Here is a 20,682-nt window from a genome sequence, read left to right on the forward strand (position 1 = left end):
AAGAAGATTATTGGGTAGCAACTTTCAACCCGTATCCCGCAACTTATTCCCCTATACGAATCTCAAACATCTTATCCCAATTCTTACCCGTTACAAAAAGTGTTTTGGTTTTCGAGTTGTAAGCAATTCCGTTGAGCACATCAAGGTCGGGATGTTGTGTGACTTTCTTTTTTAATTCGGCAAGATTAATCACGGCTTCTACGGCTCCATTGGTAGGATTGATGATAGCAATAGCGTCTCTTTGATAGATGTTCCCGAAGATTTTACCATTAATCCATTCCAACTCATTCACCGATTTTATTTTATTGGCACCCGAATACACGTTGATATTTCCTTCAATTTGAAGGGTTTCCGGATTTAAAAAGTAAATTTTCTCCGTTCCGTCTGATTGATAAAGCATTTTTCCGTTGTTGCATAATCCCCAACCTTGAATTCGTTTGGAATAATTAAAACGTTTGATTTCTTTAAAAGTATCTGCATCATAAATAAAACCAATTAAATTTTGCCAAGTCAATTGGTACACTTTATTATTTAAAATGGTTATGCCTTCTCCAAAGATTTCTTCCGGATGTTCTACTTTTTTATAGACTTCTCCGGTTTTGTAATTGGTTTTGCGTAAGCTTGAAATTCCTTTTAAACCGGTAGTATTTCCTGCACCGTTTCCGGTTCCTTCATACAAGGTGTCGCGGTAAAATTCCAGTCCTTGCGTGTACGCTTTAATGTCATGTGGATAGGTATTGACTAACGTATATTTTAGTAATTTTGGTTCTTTAATTTCAGAAATCAGTTCAATGCGGTAGGTTGCTTCGGCATAGTCATTTTCATAATAAACCAAGGCTTTCAAATTTTGATAACCTAACTTTTCATCGGTTAATGTAAATTCGACGTTTTTTGCACCGGTAACAGTTCCTACTTTTTTATCGTTAGCGAAATAAACAATACTGTCTATTGTTTTGTTTTTTGTATTTGAAATAGTCAAAATAGCTTTTTCATCCGTTGAAAATTGAGCTTTTGATTGAGTAGTATTCAACAAAAATAAACCTGATTTATCTTTTTCTTTGTCTTCACAACTTAAAAAAAGAACGGCTAATAAAATGAATGATAATAAGTTATAGTTTTTCATGAGAATTTAGTAATAATATCGACAAATATAACAATTTGAATCGAACTATTTTCCTTGCAAAAACATAAAAATATTGTATATTTACAGCGGCAAGTCCTACACGACCAGCTCCTGCAAACTCCTCCAGGGTGGGAACACAGCAAAGGTATGTGGTTGTAGCGGTGCGATGTAGGTCGCTTGCCATTTTTTGTTTCCTATGATTTAGTTCAGATTCTACTACCAAACTTTCAGAAATTTTCCTAATTCTATCCTATGAAATTAAATTGGAAAATAGTACAACACCAACTGAAAGAACCTTTCAAAATTGCTTACGGTGTTTATCATTTCAGAAAAGCATTAATTATTTCAATTGATTTTAATGGAAAAAACGGCTTTGGCGAATGTACCGAAATTGATTATTACCATATTCATTTAGCTGATTTTGTGAATGATTTAGAGCGAATTAAGCCTTTATTTTCATCTTTAGTAATTGAACATCCGTTTGATTTTTTCAAGAAAATTCAAGCTTTTTCTTTGCATCCTTTTTTACAATCGGCCTTAGATTGTGCTTTTTGGGATTTGTATGGAAAGTTAGAAAACATAACATTTGCTGAATTAAATCTAATACAATCAACTTCATTACCTCAATCCTCCATTACTATTAGTTTGGATGAGGAAGCCATTCAACTTAAGAAAATAATGGAATCGGATTGGCAATTTTGTAAAGTGAAAGTCAACTCATGGTCAACTTCCTTCAGGGATAAATTGTTGGCTACCGGAAAGAAAATCAGCATCGATTCCAATGGTAGTTTTTCATTGGAAATATGTAAGTTCATTCAAAACGATCCACTTTCAGCAAAATTCTTGTATTTCGAACAACCAATGGCAAAAGGTGTTGAAAATTATAAAAACTTATCCCAAAATAGTTATGCCAATTGGATGGCGGATGAAGATGTGCAATCCATTGAAGATTTGAATTTATTACAACCACATTACAAAACGCTCAATATTAAAGTGATGAAATGCGGTGGATTAACGCCTTCATTAGTCCTTATTCAAAAAGCAAAAGACCTGAATTTCAAAATTATGATTGGTTGCATGACCGAATCAACAGTTTGTATTTCTGCCGGAATTGCGTTGGCTTCTTTTGCCGATTATTTGGATTTGGACGGAGCGAATTTAATTGAAAATGATGTTGCATGGGGTTCGAAAATTGTGAAAGGGGAAGTGGTTTTGAGTGATGGTTTTGGGTTGGGAGTTCAGATTCAACAGATAACAAATAACCGATAACTTTTCATTATCTTTGACTTTTAAATCCAACCATGTTAAAAGTAATTCTCATCACTGGTGGTTCCTCCGGAATTGGTAAATCAATTGGCACTTTTTTGCATCTAAAAGGTTATATAGTTTATGGAACAAGTAGAAATCCTAATCAAGTAAAAGAATCCGTTTTTCCTTTGTTAAAATTGGATGTTAGGGATGTTAATAGTATTAGCAATGCCGTTTCAGAATTGATTCAAAAAGAAGGAAAGATTGATGTAGTCATAAATAATGCGGGAGTCGGAATCACCGGTCCGCTGGAAGAAATTCCAACCCAAGAAATTAAAAATAATTTTGAAACTAATTTCTTTGGTCCGATTGAAGTGATGAAAGCGGTTTTACCTCAAATGCGAGAGCAGAAGTCAGGTTTAATCATCAATATTACTTCCATCGCCGGTTATATGGGATTGCCTTACAGAAGTGTATATTCTGCTTCCAAAGGTGCGTTGGAAATTATCACCGAAGCCATTCGCATGGAAGTAAAGGAATTCGGTATTCAGTTGGCCAACGTAGCCCCCGGCGATTTTGCCACCAATATTGCTTCAGGTCGTTATCATGCTCCGTTAAAGGACGATTCTGCTTACAAAATCCCATACGGAAATACACTAAAAATGATGGATGAACATGTTGATTCAGGCAGTAATCCAAACGAAATGGCTTATGCAATTCATAAAATTATTGAAACTAATCAACCGAATGTTCATTATAAAGTAGGCAGTTTTATGCAACGCTTTTCAGTTGTTTTAAAACGTATTTTACCTGATAGAATGTATGAAAAAATGTTGATGAAGCATTACAAGTTGTAGTAATTAGTAATTAGTGATTAGTTAATAGTAATTAGTGGTAATCAATTCTATTGACTTTTCAATTTGTTCTTGACATTTACATTGAAATTGACATTATTTTCCTAATTTTGCAACCAAATTAAAAACACAACTTATATATGAAATTTTTTATTGACACAGCTAATTTAGACCAAATCAAAGAAGCACAGGCTTTAGGTGTTTTAGATGGCGTAACTACAAATCCGTCTTTGATGGCGAAAGAAGGCATCAGCGGAAAAAATAATGTGTTGAAACATTATGTAGACATTTGTAAAATTGTAACCGGTGATGTAAGTGCCGAAGTAATCGCAACTGAATATGATGGAATGATTAAAGAAGGGGAGGAGTTGTCGGAATTACACGATCAAATCGTTGTTAAATTACCAATGACTAAAGAAGGCATCAAAGCGTGTAAATATTTCTCAGATAGAGGAGTAAAAACAAATGTAACGTTGGTTTTTTCTGCCGGACAAGCTTTATTAGCTGCTAAAGCAGGAGCAACATATGTTTCCCCGTTTATTGGTCGATTAGATGATGTGTCAACTGATGGATTAGCCTTGATTGAAGAAATTCGCGAGATTTATGACAACTACGGCTATGATACACAAATTTTAGCGGCCTCTGTTCGTCATACGATGCACATAGTAAACTGTGCTAAAATTGGTGCAGATGTGATGACCGGACCTTTATCAGCTATTTTAGGGTTATTAAAACACCCCTTAACAGATATTGGATTGGCTCAATTTTTAGCCGATCACGCGAAAGCAAATCAATAAAGTTCGACTTTAAGTATAAAAAAATCTCTTCTTGTTGTACTGGAAGGGATTTTATAATTTGTAGATGTCTTATTTTAGATTTTCAGCAAATTTTACATCAAACAAGTTGACAAACCCATTGCTGATTTTCCCTGTTTCATCAATAATCAGGGTGCGGTGTAATTTAGTGATAACCCATTTTTCTTTTAAGTCTTCAAAGTTTTCCGCTCGAAATTCTTTGATTGAACCAAAACTGTGGTTTTCAAGTACTTTTAACCATTTATCTTGCTCCTCATCAATATTAACCGCGATGAATTGATATTCAGGGTTATTTCGTTGAAATTCCAATACTTTTTTATGTACAGCAACTAAATGGGATTCGGCATTTTCTGTCCAAAAGAAAAAGACAGTTTTTTGATTCAAAAGGGATTTACTCGTGGTTGTTTTTCCGGTTATGTCAACTAATGTAACTTCGGGTAAATCATTTCCTTTTTTCAGCAATTGAATTGATTCGCCTATTTTGTTGATTTCATTTAGATTGCTGTTGTCAGTGGACAATTGGTTGTAGCGAATGAGGAATTTTTTATTTTGGTCAATGTTTTGGTCTTCTAATAGATAAGAGAAGGCAATATTGTCAATAATTTTATTTTTAATAGATTCATTTTTAAAAAGCGTATCGGCAATGTTTAATTTTTGAATATGTAATTCCAAAGCTTCTTCTTCCAAATTTTGAGGGTAAATATTTGTAAAAGCCACATTATTCAACATGTGTGTTAAGTACTTCACAAAAGGAGAATAATTCGTTAACAGCTTATTGTTGAAATCAATTTTACTTCTGTAATTATAGTAATTAACAGGTAATTCATTTGTTACGTTTTCTCCTGTTCTCATTTTATGAGCCATCGGATAAATTTCTTTTTTAGTAAAATGATGGAAGTCAAGCATGGATTTGGCATACAAATCAAAATCGTCACTCCATTTTATATCTTCTTTTTTATGGGAATAAAATTTCTTTTTGGATTGGTATGAAGAATCACTATTTTGAATAAAAGCATTGAGATTTAAATCGAAATCATCAAACATTTTGCTTCGATCATCTTCATTTTTAAGGTATAATTCCATTAAGAAATTATTTTTTTCATCACCTCTACCACAAAAAACAATTGATTCATCAAATTCCATGGAATTGATACGAACCATCAAACTGTCGTTTTTGTCAAAATAGACATATTGATATTCCGGTTCGTGTTTAAAAGTATATAAACCGGGAGCAAGGGAATCAAATTTTTGTATAAACCTATTTTTATTATCTAAGTAAATAGTATCAATTACCACGTCATCCTTTAAAAAGAGGACAAAGTTGCTTTTTGGATTAATGACTTCTCCTCCAAAATAAGCTGTAAAATTATCATCTTTAAATTCTTTTTGACAGCCGATGAAAGCATAAAGTGTTGCTACAAGACAGATAAAAGGTATTTTTTTTGAATAGGCAATCATTTGGTGGTATTAATTTGAAACAAATATATTTTTTCTACTGTTTACGGCTTGTTAATAGACAGTTAAAATAAACCTATATTTATTCTAAATAGGTCTGGCTAAAAAGTGCTTTATTTTTTCTACTTTTGCAACGTTTTTTAAAATACATAATCACATGTTGACAGTTTCAAATTTATCGGTTCAATTCGGCAAAAGAATTTTGTTTGATGAAGTAAATGTAACCTTTACCCAAGGTAATTGCTATGGAATAATTGGGGCAAACGGTGCCGGGAAATCTACGTTTATGAAAATTATATCGGGAGAATTTGACCCTACTTCGGGAAGAGTTATTTTGGAACCCGGAAAAAGAATGTCTGTATTAAATCAAAATCACAACATGTTTGATGAGTATACGGTTTTAGAAACTGTAATGATGGGAAACAAAGTGTTGTATGATGTGAAACGGGAAATGGATGAATTGTACCTGAATTATACAGATGAAAATGCCGATAGAATAGGCGAATTGCAAGTTCAATTTGAAGAAATGAATGGTTGGAATGCCGATTCAGCAGCAGCTACATTATTGTCTAACTTAGGGATAACCGAAGATTTACATTATGCGTTGATGGCAGATTTGGATGGTAAATTAAAAGTGAGAGTGCTTTTAGCTCAGGCACTTTTTGGAAATCCAGATGTGTTGATTATGGATGAGCCAACGAACGATTTAGATTTTGAAACTATCGGTTGGCTAGAAAATTTCTTAGCCAATTATGAAAACACCGTTTTAGTGGTGTCGCATGACCGTCACTTTTTAGATGCAGTTTGTACACACGTATCGGATATTGATTTTGGAAAAATTACCCATTATTCGGGAAATTATACTTTTTGGTATGAAAGTAGTCAGTTAGCGGCGAAACAAAGAGCACAACAAAACAAAAAAGCTGAAGAGAAAAAAGCAGAGCTTGAAGAATTTATTCGTCGTTTTAGTGCGAACGTTGCCAAATCAAAACAGGCAACTTCCCGTAAAAAAATGATTGAAAAGTTAAATTTAGATGAGATTAAGCCTTCAAGTCGTCGTTATCCGGCTATCATTTTTGACCAAGAGCGTGAAGCAGGTGATCAAATTTTAAATGTGGTAGGATTGAGTGCCTCTGTTGAAGGGGAAGTTTTATTTAAAAATGTCGATTTGAATATGGCCAAAGGAGATAAAGTAGTTGTTTTTTCAAAGGATTCACGATCAACTTCCGCTTTTTATGAAATATTAAACGGCAATCAAAAACCCGATGCAGGAACCTTTGATTGGGGTATCACAACCATTCAATCTTATCTTCCTGGAGATAATCATTCTTTTTTTGAGAATGATTTAACTCTTGTAGATTGGTTGCGTCAGTGGGCAAAAACAGAAGAAGAACGCGATGAGGTTTATGTGCGTGGCTTTTTAGGAAAAATGATTTTCTCAGGAGAAGAAGCTTTGAAAACAGGTCGTGTTTTGTCCGGTGGAGAAAAAGTGCGTTGTATGATTTCGAGAATGATGATGTTGCGTGCCAATGTGTTAATGTTAGACGAACCAACCAATCATTTGGATTTGGAATCGATTCAGGCCTTTAACAACTCGTTAAAAAACTTCAAAGGGTCGGTTTTGTTCACCACCCATGACCATGAATTTGCTCAAACGGTAGCTAATCGTGTCTTGGAAATTACACCAAATGGCGTGATTGATCGATACATGACTTTTGATGAATATTTGGAAGATGACAAAGTAATAGAGTTGAGAAAAAAGATGTATGCCTAATTAAATGAAATCCCGTTACCACGTATCGGGATTTTTTTAAAACCAAATCGTAAAAAAATTATATCTTTACACTCCAAACACTACAACTATGAGTCTAAAAGTATTGCTCACTTCCAATGAAGTCAATATCATTCTCCATCGTTTGGCCTGTCAATTGATTGAAAAACACCTTGATTTCTCGGACACAATTATAATTGGACTGCAACCACGCGGAGCTTTTCTAGCCAAACGAATTGTGAAATTATTGCAGGAGGAATATCAGGTTAAAAATATTCAGTTCGGATTGCTTGACATTACTTTTTTTAGAGATGATTTTCGAAGAGGTGAAAAGACACTAGAAGCCAATAAAACCCATATTGATTTTATTGTGGAAGATAAAAAAGTCATTTTTATAGATGATGTGTTATATACCGGACGTAGTATTCGTTCCGCTCTCACTGCCATTCAATCTTTTGGTAGGCCAAGTGAAATTGAACTTTTGGTTTTAATTGACCGAAGATTTAGCCGTCATTTACCTATTCAACCTGATTACAGAGGGCGACAAGTAGATGCAATCAATAATGAAAAAGTAAAAGTATGTTGGGTTGAAAATGAAGGCGAAGATGCTGTTTATTTAATTCCGACTATAACAACCAATCAACCAACAACCTGAAAAAATGTCTGAACTATCCGTCAATCATTTATTAGGAATCAAATATCTTCAACCGAAAGATATTGATTTGATTTTTGAAACTGCTGACCATTTTAAAGAAGTCATCAACAGACCTATAAAAAAGGTACCTTCATTACGCGATATTACCATTGCTAATATCTTTTTTGAAAACAGTACCCGAACTAAATTATCGTTTGAATTAGCTCAAAAAAGACTTTCTGCTGATGTTATTAGTTTTTCAGCGGCTCAATCTTCTGTTAAAAAAGGGGAGACGTTAATCGATACCGTAAATAATATTTTAGCTATGAAAGTGGATATGGTGGTGATGCGACATGCTCACCCCGGAGCCGCTTATTTCTTGTCTCAAAATGTAAAAGCGAGTATTGTTAATGCGGGTGATGGAGCTCATGAACACCCCACTCAAGCATTGTTAGACAGTTTTTCCATCCGGGAGAAATTAGGAGCAGTTGGCGGAATGAAAGTGGTGATTGTAGGTGATATTCTTCATTCCAGAGTTGCGTTATCAAACATATTTGCTCTTCAAATGCAAGGAGCAGAAGTGAAAGTTTGCGGACCAAAAACGTTGATTCCAAAACACATTGAAAGTTTAGGGGTTACTGTAGAACCCAATTTGCGAAAAGCCTTAGAATGGTGCGATGTGGCAAATATGTTACGAGTGCAAAATGAACGGATGGACGTAAATTATTTTCCTTCAACCAGAGAATATGCTCAACAATATGGTGTAGATAAGGCACTTTTAGATTCGCTGAACAAAGAAATAGTAATTATGCATCCGGGCCCAATTAATCGTGGTGTTGAAATCACCAGTGATGTGGCTGATTCAAAACAATCGGTTATTTTAGAACAGGTTGAAAACGGAGTAGCCATCAGAATGGCAGTTATTTATCTTTTAGCTTCTAAAATTAAATAAAATTCACTAACTTAGAACCTGAGTTCCTTATTACCTTAGAATCTTTACAAATGAAAGTTGATCAAAAAGGATATACGACCATTCTTAAAAACACCCAAGGTGATTGTCTTTCCTTTTTGGAAAAAATCAACAACCAGTTCAATGTGTTTAAAAATCAAAACCTGATTTTAGATTTAACTTTTGACAAAACTATATCCTTATCTGATATCAAACTATTCAGTGATTTATCTAAATTGCATAAGAAAGGTAAAAAATCATTTGTTCTGGTTGTAGACAATGTGAATATTGATAAATTACCCTTAAAAATGACAGTTGTTCCAACCCTTATGGAAGCTCATGATATTATTGAAATGGAGGAAATCGAACGCGATTTAGGGTTTTGATAGTCAACTGATAACCGACAACGGACAACTTCTAAATGAAACTAACCATTCTAGGCTGTTATGCCGCTACCCCTCGAACCATTACTAATCCAACGGCACAGGTTTTAGAAATAAAAAATCGCATGTTTTTGATTGATTGTGGTGAAGGAACACAAGTGCAATTGCGGAAAAATAAAATTAAGTTTTCTAAAATTAATCATATTTTCATTTCCCATTTACACGGCGATCATTTTTTTGGATTGGTTGGATTGATTTCCACTTTTATGTTGCTTAATAGGGAGAGCGATTTACATGTTTATGGTCCGAGAGGCATCAAAGAAATTATTTTACTGCAATTGCGTTACGGAAATTCTTTTACCGGTTATAATTTGTTTTTTCATGAACTGCAATCAAAAGAAAGTGTTGTGCTGTTTGAAGATGAAAAGGTATTAGTGAAAACTATTCCAATGAATCACCGTATTTATACCAATGGTTTTTTATTTCAGGAAAAAAATAGAGAACGTAAACTTAATATTGATAAAATTCAGAACCTCGAAATTGATGTTGTCTACTATCAAAAAATCAAATACGGAGGAGATATTACCTTAGCAGATGGGCTAGTAATTCCGAATTCAGCTATCACTTTTGAGCCGGAACATGAAAAAACTTATGCATTTTGTTCTGATACCGTTTATGATGAACAATTAATTCCTTTTATTGAAGGGGTCGATGTTTTATATCACGAAAGTACATTCTTGGAAAATGAAAAGCATTTAGCAGAAAAAACGAAGCATTCCACTGCCAAACAAGCGGCTAAAATGGCTTTAAGAGCTAACGTAAAACAACTTGTGCTCGGACACTATTCGACGCGATACGAGTCTATAGAACTATTTAAAGAAGAAGCCGAAACAGTTTTTCCTCATGTCCTTTTAGCGGATGACGGTAAAGAGTTTGAGTTTTAGGCATTAGTTGTCAATTGTTTATTTTTATATTTCTAAAATTTTAAAAATCTGTGCTCTAAAACCAGCACAATTTAAATATTCTTAGCTAAAACGAATTCTTCAAAATTCATTATAGCAAAGCAATCAAATCCTTGTAAATTTATGATGTCCATAATAATTCGTGTGCTTTTAATAAAAAGTACATGTTTATCCCATTCGAGTCTTTACCACTTTTCTATTTATTTGTACCTTAGCGACTCAGTACCTTTAGCACCTTAAAAAAATGAAAGACCTTAGCAACTATAGAAAGTCATACGAAAAAAGTGAACTTTTAGAAACTACTATTCCGGAAGATCCAATTAATTTGTTTCAACGTTGGTTTTATGAAACAGAAGAGCAAAGTGAAACGGAAGAAGTCAATGCGATGACTCTATCTACCATTGGTTTAGACGGATTTCCGAAAGCTAGAGTAGTATTGCTTAAAAAGTTTAATGAAGAAGGATTTATTTTCTATACTAATTATGAATCCGAAAAAGGAAAAGCCATTGAAGCAAATCCAAATATTTGTCTTTCTTTCTTTTGGCATTCTATGGAAAGACAAGTTATTATTAAAGGAATAGCTGAAAAAACAACTCCTTCTTTTTCAGATGGTTATTTTGATACAAGACCGGATGGCAGTAAATTAGGAGCCATCGTTTCCAATCAAAGTAAGGTAATTGCTTCCAGAACTGTTTTAGAAGAGAAGTTGAAAGAGTTGGAACAACAATTTCAAGGGAAAGAAATTCCTCGCCCGGCTTTTTGGGGAGGTTTTTTAGTTCGCCCAATAGAAGTTGAGTTTTGGCAGGGTCGTCCAAATCGTCTTCATGACAGAATAAGGTATCAACTTCAAGAGGACTATTTCTGGAAAATTGAAAGATTAGCACCTTAATATGTAAGAAAAAACTTTTTTTAATAAAAAAAAAGTGCATTTCATCGATTTTATTTGGTTTTTTAACGACATAGTAGTAATATTGAATCATCAAACAAGATGAAACGTTCTTATTACTGAAGCACAAAGATATTTGCCCCACATCTACTTTACAGCTTTAAAAAGATTAAACTAACATAAAGGTATTTGCCCCACATCTACTTTTAAAACTTAACCTACTACTATGAAAGCAAAAATGTTTAGAGCATTGTTGCCGATTGCAATCGTGTTCACTATTATTTCTTGTTCAACTTCTGAAACAGAAGATGCAGCAGCTCCAATCGTTGAGAATTTTTCTTATACTGACGTTGAATTAGACCTTATGTCTAAAATCAATGAGCACAGAGCTAGTGTTGGGTTAAATACTTTACAACCTATCAATCACATTTCCTTTAAATCGGCTGAACACAATGACTACATGATTACGAATGATGTAGTTGGTCATCAACAGTTTGAGCAAAGAGCGAACAACATCAAACAAGTGTTAGGAGCTTTACAAGTGAGTGAAAATGTAGCTTATAATTATCAGTCTAATGCAGGTGTTTTAAACGCTTGGTTATTAAGTGATGGTCACAAAGAAAATATCGAAGGAGAATATACTCACTTTGGTATATCAATCAAGACAAATCCTTCAACCGGAAAAAAATACTACACCAACATTTTTATGAAAAGGTAATTTTGCCCCGAATTTACCTTAACCTAAGAAGAACCATTCGTTATCGAGTGGTTTTTTTTATGGTTAATTTATAAATAGTTGACTTCATGTCTTCAGAGTCTTTATCTTCGCAAAGTATAAATTCCAAAGAATCAGTCGTTTTTTTGTACAGTGTAATACCTTCAAATTTATGCGTATCAGAAATTTTCTGAGTGAAATCAACGTTCAATGTTTCCGGATTTAGTTTTCCGATAATAGATCCGGTAACTTCACCATCCAAATAAGTAGAAGCAGATTTTTCGGCAGCTGCTAAAAAATAGATGGCATCTTCTACCAAAACAGCATCGGTAAACGTGGCTTTGACGCCTTTTAATTCAGGGAGTTCAATTGGGTGGTAGTTTACTTCTTTTGTTGTATCATTCAGAATAAAAATGCCGTTTTGTGCATTCGGACCATTCCCTCGTTGGAAGAGAAAGGTTTTTTGGTGGTAATAAACCACTCCTTCAATGTTGTAATCATCTGCGGATATTCCAAACTTATTTTGCAAACTATCGTGTTGCGATTGGATGTTTCTTTCGGAAATTTTACCGGTTTTTAAGTGGTAGGTAAAAAGTTGGTTTCTTTTGGCACCTGAACCGGAGCCAAAAATGTATAATTGATTATTGGCTAAAGTAATCGATTCAAAATCGGGTTTGTTTTTCTTTTCGATAGTCTCTTTTGCGTCGGTTGTTAACTCGATTTTAGTTGTTTTTTCAGTGGCAAATGAATACTGATACAAATAGGAACTAACGTCGCTTATCAAGTAAATAGCATTTTCCGTGTAAACCAATCCCGAGGCTGCTCCGAGATTCATTAAAATTAAAAAAACTTCCAACTGAAATTTCTCCATGATTTTTTGTATTTTGCTATAAATTTAAACATTTAAAATTGTTTTGTTATGAAAACCATCCGTTCCGAGCATTTTAAAATTAGTGCACCTGTCAAACTTTCAGAAGTACCCACTTTTTATAACGTCGAAACTTCCGAAAAGAAAAAGGAGAAAGAATTACAAAAAGTCCGCGAGAAGTTGAGCAAACTTCAAGACAAAATGTATGCACATAATCGCTATGGTGTTTTGATTTGCTTGCAAGGCATGGATACAGCCGGAAAAGACAGTTTGATTCGAGAAGTTTTTAAAGAATTTAATGCTCGCGGTGTTGTGGTTCACAGTTTTAAAACACCAAATTCAACCGAGTTGGAACACGATTATTTGTGGCGACATTATGTTGCCTTACCTGAAAAAGGAAAGTTTTCAGTTTTTAATCGGACGCATTACGAAAATGTGTTGGTGACTCGGGTCCATCCCGAATATATCTTAAACGAAAATATCCCGGGTATAGAAAATGTGGCCGATATTACCCCACAGTTTTGGGACAATCGTTTTGAAAGTATCAATGCTTTTGAAAAACATATCAGTTCAAATGGGGTGGTTATTTTGAAGTTTTTCCTTCATTTAAGTAAAGAAGAACAGCGTCAGCGATTGATGCGACGATTGGAAACAGAAAAACACAATTGGAAATTCTCACCCGGTGATTTAAAAGAACGTGCCTTGTGGGATCAATACACACAATGTTACGAAGAAGCCATTAATAGAACCAGTAAACCGCATGCTCCCTGGTTTATTGTACCGGCGGATAACAAAGAAACGGCTCGATTTATTGTAGCTAAAACCATCTTAGACGAGTTGGAAAAGTATACGGATATAAAAGAACCTGAAATGGACGATAAAATAAGAGAGAATATCGCTTTATATCGTGAATTTTTGAGTAAAGAGAAGTAATAGGTTAAAGTTTTTAAAAAGAAGGCTGATGTATAAAATCATTTCACAAAATTTGTGAATACCAAAATCCAAACACGATGCGAATACTATTTTTATTGCTAATTATTTCTCTGCAAAGCTGCAAAGCTCAAGAGAAACCGAATGATATTCCTCTGAAAGATGAGGTGAAGAATTACACTTTTGAAACGGTTGCATCCGATATTGATAATCCGTGGGGAATGGCTTGGTTGCCGGACGGGAGTATGCTGGTTACCGAAAAAAACGGGACACTTTATCATGTAAAAGATAAAAAGAAAACGGTGATTTCAAATGTTCCAAAAGTGGCTACGAGAAATCAAGGCGGACTTTTAGACGTTGCCGTTCACCCAAAATATGCGACTAACGGGTGGATTTATATCACCTATTCTGCAGAAGAAGGTGAAGAAAAAGGAGCTAATACAAAATTGATTCGTGCCAAAATTGAGAATGGAAGTCTCACTCAAATTCAGGAATTATACAAAGCAAAACCGAATACAACGAAATCACATCATTTTGGGTCGCGGATTGTTTTTGATAACGATGGCTATTTATATTTTACAGTAGGTGATAGAGGCAATCATCCCGAAAATCCACAAGATATCACCAGAGATGGCGGAAAAGTGTACCGTTTACACGACGATGGTCGCATTCCATCGGATAATCCGTTTGTTGGTCAACCCAACGCGAAAGAGGCGGTTTATTCCTTCGGACACAGAAATCCGCAGGGAATGACCAAAAATCCCACTACAGGTGAGCTATGGACGCATGAACACGGTCCGCAAGGCGGTGACGAAATCAATATTGTAAAAAAAGCAGCCAATTACGGTTGGCCTGTGATTACTTACGGAATAGATTACGATGGTTCGACTATTTCAAAACTCACCAAAAAAGAGGGGATGGAACAGCCTTTGTATTATTGGACGCCATCCATCGCTCCAAGCGGAATGACTTTTGTATCCGGGGATATTTATCCCGAGTGGAACGGAGATTTGTTGGTAGGTTCGTTAAAATTTCAATACTTAGAATTGGTGAAATTGAAAGATAACAAAGTCATTGAGCGTCAAAAAGTCGCCACCGATATTGGTCGTTTACGAAATGTGGCTCAAGGTCCGGATGGTTATATTTATATGGGAGTAGAAGGGAAGGGGATTGTAAAGATTATTCCAAACTAGTTGTCTATGAGGTTTGGATTCATTGTAATCAGTGCTTTGTTTTATTCTATTGCCGATGGTAGTTCGGAATCAAATAGGTATGTTTCACAAGAAAAGAAATCGTTGCAAACCAGTATTGCAGCCGGGAAAGAAATTTACCAAGAGTTTTGCATGACTTGTCATCTTGCCAATGGAAAAGGAAGTGAAACAGTGCCGCCACTGGCCGGTTCCGATTGGTTGCAAACCAAACGAAAAGAGAGTATACATCCTGTAAAATTTGGACAAACCGGACCCATAAAAGTGAATGGAATAAACTACAACAACACCATGCCTCCGATGGGTTTGACTGATGAAGAAGTTGCCGATGTGATGAATTATGTGATGCATTCGTGGGGAAACAAACAGAAGATGCAAGTGACGGAAGGGGAGGTTGCGGGGGTTAAAAAGTAAGTTTCAAGTATTTGAAAATAGTTTTTATGAAAAAGATCCTGCTCATTATTTTTATTTTTCAATTGATCAGTTGTAAAAAACAGGTTGGTAGCATAGATGTTATTGTTGCCAAAAGTGAAATTACAGATTCCACTTCAATTCGATTATTTGGTCTTTCTTTGAAAAATTCAGACTCTACTTTTTATAAATTCAAGGGATTAAATTCCTTTAAATTTCAAGATACTATAAAAATAGATTCAATTCCTGTAGGAGAGTATGAATTAGAATATTTAGATATTATCGGAAATAAAGTTACTACACCAATTGAAGTCAAAAGAGGAAAACCAAATGTTTTTAAGATTTTAACTGATTCTATAGACAGTAGAAAGTTTGAAAATGAAATTCCTTTATCTAATTTAAATGATAATAGTTTTTATACCGTAGAAAAGAATGGAGGGTGCGTCGTGAGTCTTTACGGTTTTTATAAAATTAGTAGAAAGGGAAGTATTTATTACATTGAATCAAGTAATTTAGAGAAGAAAAAATTAAGTCAAAAAGATATTATTGCTATAATAAAATTTGAATCGGAATTATTTGCAATAAATGGTAAAGAAATTTGTTCAAGTACCGGTAGAAATATATTCACAATCACAACAGATAAAGTAGTATCTATTGCAGATGATACTTGTAATTGGAATGGCTGGTCAAATTTATTTTTAAAATTAAATAACACTAATTGACATAGCCAAAAATCAGAAGTTTATAAATTAAACTTACTTCACCTCATAAACCAACCCAATACCACCATAATAATTAATAGGATTACCCGGATAAAAGTAACGCGGTGGTGCCGTACCAAAACCAACCGCATTAGGTAAAATACTTGCAGCAAAATTTTGATTCAATATATTTTGAACTCCCGCATTGCATTGAAAGTTTAATTTTATAAATAGATTGAAAGTATAACTGACTTTCGCATCTACTAATTCATACGAATCGGTATAAATTGTGTTGGCGTCATTCAAAGCCATTTGTCCCACTTTGCCAAAGGAAATGTTTGCATTCCAACCTAATTTTGATGTAAAATCCAACCCTATGTTCCATTGTTCTTTGGGAACAGCCGGAAGTTGATTGCCACTGTAATCATTTTCTAATTCGACAAAATCTTTGAAGCGGATGTTGGTATAAGTTCCTGAAAAAAAGGAGTTTACTTGAAAATCTGTTTTTTCGATTACTTTCATTTGAAATAGAAACTCGATTCCTTGATGCAAACTTTCACCGGCATTGATTCCGATGAACTGATCTTCGCCCACTCTTCTTGCAACTAGCAAATTGGAAACATTTGTGGAGTATAAAGCGATTTCTGTATATATTTTTTGTTTCAAAAAAGAGCCTTTAAAACCTAGTTCATAATTGATTCCGATTTCCGGTTGCAGTTCGGTATTTATCAGTCCATCGGGTGTTAAAGATTCCGCAATCGAAGGAATCGAAAATCCTTTACTGACAGAAGTATAAATATTTTTCTTCGAACCGACTTGATACGATAATCCGATTCGAGGCGACCAAATGGCTCCAAACGAATAACTGTTTTTTGTTGGTTCTACTGTTTCAAAGGTATCCGATTGTTCGTATCGGGTTGAATTAACAGCAATTCCCGATTCCAAATGCATTTTTTTTAACAGTTGCATATCCATTTGAAAAAATACGTTTTGGTAGTTTCTTTTTTGATTGTTTGTTGCAAAAAGAGGTCCTTGAATGCTGCCTTCTCCGGGTTGCGATTGGTATAGATTTTCGTATAATGAATAAGTATAGTCTTCAAAAAGCACTTCAGTTCCAAGGCAGAATTTGGAAGGAATTGAAAATACTTTTTCGTTATAATTCACTTGCAAACGCAGACCAAAATTCATTGTTTCATCGTCTAAAATGTCAAACGGACGCGGTTCATACGCATCGATGATTGTAGAAAAAACAGAACTTTCAACCGACCATTTTTCAGAGAATTTATTTTGGTACCCAATGCCCAAAATCATTTTGTCATAGGATTCATAACCTTGAGCCGCTTTCCAATTGGGAGCTGCAGCTTGGGGATTATTTTCAAAATCGTTTTGGTTAATAGAACTAGGAATAAATGCTTTTAATCGCGTGGCAATTCCAAAGAAGGAGAGCGAACTGTTTTCTGAAAGTTTTTGTTTGGCAGAAAGGTTCATTGATTTTCGGTCATAGTCACTGTTCTCGCGGAACCCATCTGAATTTAATTGGTTATATCCCAAATATAAATCGGTGGTACCGTTGTTAAAACCACCAGAGACAGTATTTTTAAGCAAACCAAAACTTCCAAAAGTTGATGCGATTTTCCCAAAGGAGCTATTTTCTTCGGTAGATTTTCCCATCAGATGAATCACACCACCTAAACCGGCACCAAAACTGGTGGTATTCGGACCTTTAATTATTTCAATTCCGTTCAGACTTTCCAAGTCAATATCTTCTAAAACTGTATCACCTTCGCCATTGCTCAGCGGGATATTTTCATAATACGCTTTGATTCGATTGGTGCCAAATTGCGAACGTGCTCCAATGCCACGCATCGAAATTCGATTGGTGTTTAAATTACCTTGTTGCATAGATACACCCGGAATTTTATTCAAAACCGAGGTTAAAATCACGCCATCATTTTGATTGATTTCTTTAGAAGTAATTGTCGCAATAGAAGCAGCTGAATTTTGAATAGTGTTTGGTATTGGAGTTCCTTTTAAAATTACTTCTGATAAGGCTGTAGTATCTGCGATTGTTTGTGCACTGGATAGTGCTGAAAACATTACCAATAAACAAAATAAAACAAACGAATAAATAGAAGGTTTCAGATTCACTTTTCACTTTTCAAAGAGGGTTAAAGTTATCGTTTTATTTTTGATTCTTCACAAGCTTTTTTTGGGCAGTTAAGGTGTTAGGATTCCTTAACTTTTTCTTTTCAATTTATACTTGCAAATGATGTACTTTTGCCGACGCAATTATAAATGATGACACTCAAGACATACACCCAAGAATTCAGTTACAATCTTCGATTGGCTTATCCTATCATTATTGGAATGTTGGGTCATACCGTTGTGGGAATTGTTGATAATATAATGGTTGGCCAATTAGGTCCCAAAGAATTAGCGGCCGCTTCTTTAGGAAATAGTTTTATTTTCATTGCAATGTCAGTAGGAATTGGTTTTTCAACGGCTATTACACCCATTGTTGCAGAAGCAGATGGTGAAAAATCAATTGAAAAGGGTAGAGGGGCGTTTCATAATGGTTTGTTTTTGTGTACGCTACTGGGCGTGATTTTGTTTTTACTCATCTTTTTTGCCAAACCGCTGATTGCTTTTATGGGACAACCTGCTGAGGTAGTAGAGTTGGCAAAACCGTATTTAGATATTGTGGCTTTTTCATTGATTCCGCTCATCATGTTTCAGGCATACAAACAGTTTGCCGATGGAAAAAGTGAAACAAAATATTCTATGTGGGCGACGATTATCGGAAACATAGTTAACGTAATTATCAATTATTTTTTAATCTTCGGTATCTGGATTTTCCCAGCGATGGGAATTGTTGGAGCCGCAATTGGAACGATTACTGCCCGAATTGTTATGCTTGCTTTTATGCATTATGTAATGGTGAAAAAACCAAAATTCCACCCGTATTTTGAAAAGTTTAGTTGGGAAGAGATTCAAAAAAGTACCATTAAAAAAATCATTAATTTAGGAACGCCTTCCGCTTTGCAAATGTTTTTTGAGGTGGCGTTATTTACCGGAGCCATTTGGTTGTGTGGAATGATAGGAACAACCAGTCAGGCTGCCAATCAAATTGCTTTAAGTTTGGCATCACTAACATTTATGTTTGCCATGGGATTGAGCGTCACAGCGATGATTCGAGTGGGCAATCAAAAAGGGTTGCAAGATTACAGGAAATTGCGAATTGTTGCGGTATCTATTTTTTTATTAGCGACAGTACTTGAAATATTTTTTGCTTTGATTTTTATTGTTTTCCATAAAGTTCTACCGATTCCGTTTTTGAATTTGGAACAAACCATGCATTTACAAGACAATTTGGAAGTGGTTGCTATTGCTTCACAATTGTTAATTGTTGCTGCGTTATTTCAAATATCAGACGGTTTGCAAGTAGTAGTTTTAGGAGCTTTGAGAGGTTTGCAAGATGTAAAAATCCCCATGTATATTACCTTTGTAGCTTATTGGGTGATTGGATTTCCAATTTCAATTTACTTGGGGTTGTACACAGAATTGAAAGCTATTGGCGTTTGGATTGGATTATTGGCCGGATTAACAGCCGCTGCATTATTTTTATTCTATCGTTTCAATACTTTAACTAAGAAATTAATTCACAATAATAATTAACTGATGACTCTAAAACCAACCTTCGGATTTGATCAACTTCTTTTTGGAATGAAGCAAAAAAATGTGGAAGCTATTTATGGCAAAGCAAGTTCTTCATTTACAGATGAAGAAGGGAATTTGATTTTGTTATACAATCATTTAAAAGCTCGGTTGACTTTTTATGAAGATGAAGAGTTTCGTTTGGGATACATCATTTGTTCGCATCCCGATGTTTTGTTGTTTGAGCAAAAAGTCATTGGAAAATCTTTTTCAGAAGTAAAAAATCTACTGTCATCCAAAGGATATAAATCGTTTGAAGAGGAAACTTTTGATTGTTTTATCAACTATTTCAATGAAGATTTTTGGACGATTCTCCAAACCGAATTTGGCGAAGTTATCAAAGTGGAAGTTGGAGCCATTGTAAAAAATCAAGACGAATTTGATTGGAAATTTAAAGCATAAATAAGGCTGACCAAGAAAAATATTCTTTGTCAATCTGAACTTGTTTCAGATTCTAAATCACACGAACAATTGTTAGATGCTGAAACAAGTCAGCATGACAACGGTTATAGCATGACAGCGATTTTTATTCGATTGGAAATTTAAAGCATAAAAAAAACCGCCAAGTTTTATAGCTTGGCGGTTTTTTACGATTTATTCAGGTAGTTTTTCTAATAACTCCAATTCAAAAATTAAATTGGCATTGGGTGGAATTACGCCACCTGCTCCGGCAGCACCATATCCAAGACTAGCAGGAATAAAAATCAAATATTTATCGCCAATAGTCATCATGTTTACCGCTTCTAAAAATCCGGGAATCAAACCTCCTTTATTTCCGTACTGAAAAGGAAAAGGTTTGTAGGCTTTTGCATCCGCTTTTTGTTGGTTGAATTTCCCAAAAGCTTTCGAAACATCTTCGTAGCTACTGTCAAATAACTCGCCATCTTCAAAATAACCTGCATAGTGCACATAAACTGTTGTTCCTTCTGCGGGTTTTACACCGGTGCCTTTTGCAATTTGTTTATACTCTAATCCAGATGGAGATTTTGTGGCTGCTTTTTTATTCATTTCAAAATAGGCTAATTTAGCATCCATAGTTTTTTTATAAGGAGCAA

21 protein-coding genes and 1 other RNA gene are annotated in these 20,682 nt (G+C 34.7%); 17 read left to right on the forward strand and 5 right to left on the reverse strand.

What is annotated here, in order from left to right; all coding sequences use genetic code 11:
• Positions 1–43 precede the first annotated feature (43 nt).
• On the reverse strand, positions 44–1,123 hold the full coding sequence (locus ACIQ2Z_RS03490; RefSeq protein ID WP_396182774.1) for a glutaminyl-peptide cyclotransferase: 1,080 nt from the start codon (positions 1,121–1,123) through the stop codon (positions 44–46).
• 87 nt (positions 1,124–1,210) lie between these two features.
• Here ACIQ2Z_RS03490 and ffs point away from each other — a divergent pair.
• The 4 genes from ffs to fsa all read left to right on the forward strand — a co-directional run bounded on the left by ffs (position 1,211) and on the right by fsa (position 4,022).
• Positions 1,211–1,309, forward strand: an RNA gene (gene ffs, locus ACIQ2Z_RS03495) — signal recognition particle sRNA small type.
• Between the two features lie 66 nt (positions 1,310–1,375).
• A complete protein-coding gene (locus ACIQ2Z_RS03500; RefSeq protein ID WP_396182775.1) occupies positions 1,376–2,392 on the forward strand; it encodes an enolase C-terminal domain-like protein in 1,017 nt (338 codons plus the stop codon).
• A 32-nt stretch (positions 2,393–2,424) separates the two neighbouring features.
• A complete protein-coding gene (locus ACIQ2Z_RS03505) occupies positions 2,425–3,228 on the forward strand; it encodes an SDR family oxidoreductase (RefSeq protein WP_396182776.1) in 804 nt (267 codons plus the stop codon).
• 137 nt (positions 3,229–3,365) lie between these two features.
• Positions 3,366–4,022 carry a fructose-6-phosphate aldolase gene (fsa, locus tag ACIQ2Z_RS03510; RefSeq protein WP_396182777.1) on the forward strand — a complete coding sequence of 219 codons (657 nt, stop codon included), beginning with the start codon at positions 3,366–3,368 and terminating at the stop codon, positions 4,020–4,022.
• Between the two features lie 69 nt (positions 4,023–4,091).
• On the opposite strand, the gene ACIQ2Z_RS03515 is transcribed toward fsa, so the two are convergent.
• Complete coding sequence (locus ACIQ2Z_RS03515) at positions 4,092–5,498, reverse strand: TlpA family protein disulfide reductase (RefSeq protein ID WP_396182778.1); 1,407 nt, start codon at positions 5,496–5,498, stop codon at positions 4,092–4,094.
• Between the two features lie 154 nt (positions 5,499–5,652).
• Here ACIQ2Z_RS03515 and ACIQ2Z_RS03520 point away from each other — a divergent pair, with 154 nt between their 5' ends.
• The 7 genes from ACIQ2Z_RS03520 to ACIQ2Z_RS03550 all read left to right on the forward strand — a co-directional run bounded on the left by ACIQ2Z_RS03520 (position 5,653) and on the right by ACIQ2Z_RS03550 (position 11,798).
• Positions 5,653–7,269: an ABC-F family ATP-binding cassette domain-containing protein gene (locus ACIQ2Z_RS03520; RefSeq protein WP_396182779.1), complete on the forward strand. Its 1,617-nt coding sequence runs from the start codon at positions 5,653–5,655 to the stop codon at positions 7,267–7,269.
• 88 nt (positions 7,270–7,357) lie between these two features.
• A complete protein-coding gene (pyrR, locus tag ACIQ2Z_RS03525) occupies positions 7,358–7,921 on the forward strand; it encodes a bifunctional pyr operon transcriptional regulator/uracil phosphoribosyltransferase PyrR (RefSeq protein WP_396182780.1) in 564 nt (187 codons plus the stop codon).
• Between the two features lie 4 nt (positions 7,922–7,925).
• Positions 7,926–8,852 (forward strand): aspartate carbamoyltransferase catalytic subunit, encoded by a 927-nt coding sequence (locus tag ACIQ2Z_RS03530; protein ID WP_396182781.1) that lies wholly within the window; start codon positions 7,926–7,928, stop codon positions 8,850–8,852.
• A gap of 50 nt (positions 8,853–8,902) precedes the next feature.
• Positions 8,903–9,235: a ribonuclease Z gene (locus ACIQ2Z_RS03535; RefSeq protein WP_396182782.1), complete on the forward strand. Its 333-nt coding sequence runs from the start codon at positions 8,903–8,905 to the stop codon at positions 9,233–9,235.
• A gap of 35 nt (positions 9,236–9,270) precedes the next feature.
• Positions 9,271–10,176 (forward strand): ribonuclease Z, encoded by a 906-nt coding sequence (locus ACIQ2Z_RS03540; RefSeq protein ID WP_396182783.1) that lies wholly within the window; start codon positions 9,271–9,273, stop codon positions 10,174–10,176.
• A 262-nt stretch (positions 10,177–10,438) separates the two neighbouring features.
• Entirely contained in the window at positions 10,439–11,083 is a 645-nt protein-coding gene (gene pdxH, locus ACIQ2Z_RS03545; protein ID WP_396182784.1) for a pyridoxamine 5'-phosphate oxidase, read from the forward strand.
• Positions 11,084–11,306: 223 nt separating this feature from the next.
• Positions 11,307–11,798 carry a CAP domain-containing protein gene (locus tag ACIQ2Z_RS03550; RefSeq protein ID WP_396182785.1) on the forward strand — a complete coding sequence of 164 codons (492 nt, stop codon included), beginning with the start codon at positions 11,307–11,309 and terminating at the stop codon, positions 11,796–11,798.
• Positions 11,799–11,838: 40 nt separating this feature from the next.
• On the opposite strand, the gene ACIQ2Z_RS03555 is transcribed toward ACIQ2Z_RS03550, so the two are convergent.
• Positions 11,839–12,666, reverse strand: a complete 828-nt coding sequence (locus ACIQ2Z_RS03555; RefSeq protein ID WP_396182786.1) for a DUF6929 family protein — start codon at positions 12,664–12,666, stop codon at positions 11,839–11,841.
• A gap of 48 nt (positions 12,667–12,714) precedes the next feature.
• On the opposite strand from ACIQ2Z_RS03555, the gene ACIQ2Z_RS03560 reads away from it, so the two are divergent.
• The 4 genes from ACIQ2Z_RS03560 to ACIQ2Z_RS03575 all read left to right on the forward strand — a co-directional run bounded on the left by ACIQ2Z_RS03560 (position 12,715) and on the right by ACIQ2Z_RS03575 (position 15,934).
• Positions 12,715–13,596 carry a PPK2 family polyphosphate kinase gene (locus ACIQ2Z_RS03560; RefSeq protein ID WP_396182787.1) on the forward strand — a complete coding sequence of 294 codons (882 nt, stop codon included), beginning with the start codon at positions 12,715–12,717 and terminating at the stop codon, positions 13,594–13,596.
• Positions 13,597–13,673: 77 nt separating this feature from the next.
• Positions 13,674–14,786: a PQQ-dependent sugar dehydrogenase gene (locus ACIQ2Z_RS03565; protein WP_396182788.1), complete on the forward strand. Its 1,113-nt coding sequence runs from the start codon at positions 13,674–13,676 to the stop codon at positions 14,784–14,786.
• 6 nt (positions 14,787–14,792) lie between these two features.
• Positions 14,793–15,215, forward strand: coding sequence for a c-type cytochrome (locus ACIQ2Z_RS03570; protein WP_396182789.1), 423 nt, complete (start codon positions 14,793–14,795; stop codon positions 15,213–15,215).
• A 26-nt stretch (positions 15,216–15,241) separates the two neighbouring features.
• The gene (locus ACIQ2Z_RS03575; protein ID WP_396182790.1) at positions 15,242–15,934 is read left to right on the forward strand and encodes a hypothetical protein; all 693 of its coding nucleotides are present in this window, start codon (positions 15,242–15,244) and stop codon (positions 15,932–15,934) included.
• Positions 15,935–15,967: 33 nt separating this feature from the next.
• Here ACIQ2Z_RS03575 and ACIQ2Z_RS03580 read toward each other — a convergent pair whose 3' ends face one another.
• Positions 15,968–18,061 carry a TonB-dependent receptor family protein gene (locus ACIQ2Z_RS03580; RefSeq protein WP_396182791.1) on the reverse strand — a complete coding sequence of 698 codons (2,094 nt, stop codon included), beginning with the start codon at positions 18,059–18,061 and terminating at the stop codon, positions 15,968–15,970.
• Positions 18,062–18,211: 150 nt separating this feature from the next.
• On the opposite strand from ACIQ2Z_RS03580, the gene ACIQ2Z_RS03585 reads away from it, so the two are divergent.
• The gene (locus ACIQ2Z_RS03585; RefSeq protein ID WP_396182794.1) at positions 18,212–19,588 is read left to right on the forward strand and encodes an MATE family efflux transporter; all 1,377 of its coding nucleotides are present in this window, start codon (positions 18,212–18,214) and stop codon (positions 19,586–19,588) included.
• A gap of 3 nt (positions 19,589–19,591) precedes the next feature.
• Complete coding sequence (locus tag ACIQ2Z_RS03590; RefSeq protein WP_396182792.1) at positions 19,592–20,029, forward strand: hypothetical protein; 438 nt, start codon at positions 19,592–19,594, stop codon at positions 20,027–20,029.
• Positions 20,030–20,221: 192 nt separating this feature from the next.
• On the opposite strand, the gene ACIQ2Z_RS03595 is transcribed toward ACIQ2Z_RS03590, so the two are convergent.
• A partial coding sequence (locus tag ACIQ2Z_RS03595; RefSeq protein ID WP_396182793.1) for an FKBP-type peptidyl-prolyl cis-trans isomerase occupies positions 20,222–20,682 on the reverse strand: 461 nt, incomplete at its 5' end.

Origin of the sequence: Flavobacterium sp. (assembly GCF_044361015.1) — a bacterium.
Classification (GTDB): Bacteria; Bacteroidota; Bacteroidia; order Flavobacteriales; family Flavobacteriaceae; genus Flavobacterium.

Bases quoted from the DNA above. Each gene is read 5' to 3' on its own strand.
- ACIQ2Z_RS03570 (WP_396182789.1), top strand. From the start codon at position 14,793: ATGAGGTTTGGATTCATTGTAATCAGTGCTTTGTTTTATTCTATTGCC.
- ACIQ2Z_RS03565 (WP_396182788.1), top strand. From the start codon at position 13,674: ATGCGAATACTATTTTTATTGCTAATTATTTCTCTGCAAAGCTGCAAA.
- ACIQ2Z_RS03500 (WP_396182775.1), top strand. From the start codon at position 1,376: ATGAAATTAAATTGGAAAATAGTACAACACCAACTGAAAGAACCTTTC.
- ACIQ2Z_RS03575 (WP_396182790.1), top strand. From the start codon at position 15,242: ATGAAAAAGATCCTGCTCATTATTTTTATTTTTCAATTGATCAGTTGT.
- pdxH (WP_396182784.1), top strand. From the start codon at position 10,439: ATGAAAGACCTTAGCAACTATAGAAAGTCATACGAAAAAAGTGAACTT.
- ACIQ2Z_RS03590 (WP_396182792.1), top strand. From the start codon at position 19,592: ATGACTCTAAAACCAACCTTCGGATTTGATCAACTTCTTTTTGGAATG.
- ACIQ2Z_RS03585 (WP_396182794.1), top strand. From the start codon at position 18,212: ATGACACTCAAGACATACACCCAAGAATTCAGTTACAATCTTCGATTG.
- ACIQ2Z_RS03530 (WP_396182781.1), top strand. From the start codon at position 7,926: ATGTCTGAACTATCCGTCAATCATTTATTAGGAATCAAATATCTTCAA.
- ACIQ2Z_RS03540 (WP_396182783.1), top strand. From the start codon at position 9,271: ATGAAACTAACCATTCTAGGCTGTTATGCCGCTACCCCTCGAACCATT.
- ACIQ2Z_RS03560 (WP_396182787.1), top strand. From the start codon at position 12,715: ATGAAAACCATCCGTTCCGAGCATTTTAAAATTAGTGCACCTGTCAAA.
- ACIQ2Z_RS03520 (WP_396182779.1), top strand. From the start codon at position 5,653: ATGTTGACAGTTTCAAATTTATCGGTTCAATTCGGCAAAAGAATTTTG.
- ACIQ2Z_RS03490 (WP_396182774.1), bottom strand. From the start codon at position 1,123: ATGAAAAACTATAACTTATTATCATTCATTTTATTAGCCGTTCTTTTT.
- fsa (WP_396182777.1), top strand. From the start codon at position 3,366: ATGAAATTTTTTATTGACACAGCTAATTTAGACCAAATCAAAGAAGCA.
- ACIQ2Z_RS03515 (WP_396182778.1), bottom strand. From the start codon at position 5,498: ATGATTGCCTATTCAAAAAAAATACCTTTTATCTGTCTTGTAGCAACA.
- ACIQ2Z_RS03550 (WP_396182785.1), top strand. From the start codon at position 11,307: ATGAAAGCAAAAATGTTTAGAGCATTGTTGCCGATTGCAATCGTGTTC.
- ACIQ2Z_RS03505 (WP_396182776.1), top strand. From the start codon at position 2,425: ATGTTAAAAGTAATTCTCATCACTGGTGGTTCCTCCGGAATTGGTAAA.
- pyrR (WP_396182780.1), top strand. From the start codon at position 7,358: ATGAGTCTAAAAGTATTGCTCACTTCCAATGAAGTCAATATCATTCTC.
- ACIQ2Z_RS03535 (WP_396182782.1), top strand. From the start codon at position 8,903: ATGAAAGTTGATCAAAAAGGATATACGACCATTCTTAAAAACACCCAA.
- ACIQ2Z_RS03555 (WP_396182786.1), bottom strand. From the start codon at position 12,666: ATGGAGAAATTTCAGTTGGAAGTTTTTTTAATTTTAATGAATCTCGGA.